2 protein-coding genes are annotated in these 2994 nt (G+C 58.8%); both read right to left on the bottom strand.

Annotated features, from left to right (window positions below; genetic code table 11):
• Positions 1 to 309: 309 nt before the first annotated feature.
• Positions 310 to 1407: a ParB N-terminal domain-containing protein gene (locus QZ522_RS18810; RefSeq protein WP_294615239.1), complete on the bottom strand. Its 1098-nt coding sequence runs from the start codon at positions 1405 to 1407 to the stop codon at positions 310 to 312.
• Entirely contained in the window at positions 1385 to 2791 is a 1407-nt protein-coding gene (locus tag QZ522_RS18805) for an AAA family ATPase (protein ID WP_294615237.1), read from the bottom strand. The genes QZ522_RS18810 and QZ522_RS18805 overlap by 23 nt, the downstream gene beginning before the upstream one ends.
• Positions 2792 to 2994: the final 203 nt, after the last annotated feature.

Below are 2994 nucleotides of genomic sequence, written 5' to 3'. Positions count from 1 at the left end.
AACGCGCTTGCTGGTCGAAACCGGCTATCCATGCAGTAACTTGAAGCGCTTGGTAAAATGGAGGTTTCTCAATGGGCTGAAAAATCTTATGTGCATAATACAAGTATTTTGCACATTACCGCGACTGTAAGATTTTGCCCCCCTACGCATGCCCCTTAGCGGCTCAACGGGCTCGCTTTATTGAGATCGCCTTATCAGAAAGTTCCTTGCGGCAAGATGGTTGCCTCCCCTCCCCCGCCACAGCAACGGCCTGCCGGATTTGAGGGCCGCAAAAGGGCAGGTTTCGCACGCGAAACCCACCCCTCTACCCTAGTCCGTCACCTCTTCCAGAAGATAACGGATATGGTCGATCACCTTGTCGATCATCTCGCTGTTCACAGAAGCGCCGCGAAACTGAATCGCATAGCCATCAGGCCGCTCGACCCGTTCGATCGAGACCCCGTTCGCCAGCGGTATCCGCGCCCCGACTTTGGGCTTGCTCGCCGCCTTCGGTCGCCCGCCCCGACTTGGATCCGGGCCCACCCCTTCGGCCTGCTCGACCAGCGGGACAAGCGCCGCCCACTCGGCCTCAGGCGTTTCGATCACGTGATCCTCCAGAACCCTGCGGATATCCTGTGCCAACCCCGCCCTGAGCGCCGCAGCAAGCCGCAGGCACTGCCGCTCGTTGAGGTGGGTTGCAAAACTCAGCATATCACCCAACTCCTCGTGCACGAGAGCAAAGGAGCGGATCTTGGATCGCTTGGCTTTGGACGCCGATCCGAACAGCATCTGAACCGCCTCATCGAGCGAGGGGAAAACCCCGTCATAGACTGCCATAGCTGCCGCCCTGCCCCGCTCATACTGGCTTAGCCCGGTTCGGATTTCGTTTTCTTCAACCATGGCAATAACCGAATCGGCGATGCTGTCCGGCTGACGGACAAAGGCCGCGATCGTGAGGTGCTTTTCCCCCCCCGTCATGGCATTCAGCCGGCGCACCGCTGCAAGCCGCCGAAAGCCGGAAATGAGGGCATATTTCCCTGCGGCCTCTGGATTGGCGGGCTCGAAAACCTCGATAGGCAGGCGCAGTCCATGCGTCGCGATCGAGGTGCAAAGCTCGACCATGTCCTCCTCATCAAGGTGAATCCGGTCCCGTGTCGGGGCGTCAGCCGTGATTTCATGGATCGGGATTTCTCGCGCCACGAGACCCTTCCCGATCGCCTCGCGCAATTGCCGTGCATCGGATTTATCGCGCGCAGCATCCGCCCGCTCGGAGGCAGGCAAGGGGTCAGAGCGCATGGCGGCATCGGCCACCACATCGGCGATGGGGGGGCGAAGGCCGGGTCCGCTGGGGGTTTCGCGTGCGAAACCCTCTTCGATTTCCTTCAGGGCTTCGGCGCTTGGGATCTCAAGCTGTCTGCGTTTCGCCATCACCGGCCTCCTTGTTTGCAAGTTGTTCATCACGCCACCAGGCGCCAATCAGCATTTCCTTGAATTCCGCATAGGTGCGATCAAAGGTCTCGCGCCCACGGGTATAGGTCTCTCTGTTGAAGTCCCGGTAATCGGCCTCGTAGATGCCCGAGACCGTCTCGCCCGCCTGCCCGACCATGGCGGTATATTCCTGGCGATAGGCATTGGTCATATCGCCGAAATAGGCCTGGATAACATTGGCAAGATCGGTTTGCTGGCTGGCGTCGAACCGGGTGATGATGGCGCGCACCACGTCCCATTCAAATTTCATCTCGGGCAGACCGGCGCGACGGCGCGCGGTGTTCTCACCCTCTTCGATCGAAGCAAAGGTCGAATAGAGCATGTCAAAGAACCGGCCCGTCGAATCGAATTCCAGAAACGAGGCCCCAAGAGGAACCAGGATGATGTCGGCCGCCGCCAGGGCATTGATGGTGAGATACCCAAGTGCCGGCGGCGTATCGAGAATGATCACGTCATATTCATCAAGCGCGCCACTCTCGGAGAGGGCCGACGTGAGGGCATCCCAGAGCGGCCAGTTACGCAGCCCCATGCGCCAGACCGGAATCTGAAACTCGGCCCAGTAAAGGTTTAGCTGTGCGCCGATCAGGTCAATATTGGGCCAGTGGGTTTTCTGAACGACATCGCCAAAGGAAACCTGCAACGCCTCGGTCAGGGTTTCGTCAAGCGGCAGGGCAGGGTCGCCCGCGGCCTCGCGCACACGGTTTTCGGTTTCGAGATGGGTGGCGTAATCGCGCGCCAGAAGCGGAAAGACGGTACGCCATTCATCGGGCACATCACCGCCCATGATCGAGGTCATCGACCCCTGGCTATCGAGGTCGATCACAAGCACCTTGTAGCCATCAAGGGCGGCGCTCATCGCGAGATGGGCCGCCGTCGAGGTCTTGCCGACGCCACCTTTGAAATTGGCCACTGCGGTGATCTTGGCGGGCTGGCCCTTGGGGCGATAGGGGCGGTATTCCTTGGCGCTGCTGCCTTCCTCGGCAAAGTGGTCGCGCAGAACCAGTATTTCTTCAAGGCTGAACCAGCGAGAATTTCCCTGGCCTTCGCCCTGAGGCAGGTCAGGGTGCTTGTTCAACACCCGGCGCAAGTGGGCCGGGGCGACGGGAATGAGATAGCGGCACACTTCCCAAGTGGAAAATTTGCGCAGACGTTTATGGCCGTCCGGGGCATAACCGCGCTTGGCAAGATCGTCGCGACCGCGCCCGGCAAAGGCCGCCGCGCGCGCGAATCGGGCGGTATCGACGACAGGGCCAAGCTTGCTTGCGGCAGTCGCCGGATTGAGGTTGAAATAGGGGGGAAGAGGGATCTCTGGTTTTTTGTCCATGTATGGGGTGCCTCACTAAGATCACCGTTTTTCGGTGCTATTGCACAAATCATCGCACATCGGGACGAGATTGTGAATCACTAAGAAGAGAGTGATCCCAGAAAGGTAAAAGAACCGGTTTCGCATCGATACCCGCCTAATTCAGTATATCAGAAAGAAAAACACGACCATAAAGATTGTAATTCTTTAGGACTCTATAGAAT

The sequence above is a fragment of the uncultured Roseovarius sp. genome, assembly GCF_913054395.1.
Taxonomy (GTDB): domain Bacteria; phylum Pseudomonadota; class Alphaproteobacteria; order Rhodobacterales; family Rhodobacteraceae; genus Roseovarius.
The sequence above is the reverse complement of the archived record's forward strand: the minus strand, read 5'-3'. Positions and strand labels throughout refer to the sequence as shown.

What these genes read in the sequence shown, in the direction of transcription:
- QZ522_RS18810 (WP_294615239.1), bottom strand. Translation starts at nt 1,407, where the DNA reads ATGGCGAAACGCAGACAGCTTGAGATCCCAAGCGCCGAAGCCCTGAAG.
- QZ522_RS18805 (WP_294615237.1), bottom strand. Translation starts at nt 2,791, where the DNA reads ATGGACAAAAAACCAGAGATCCCTCTTCCCCCCTATTTCAACCTCAAT.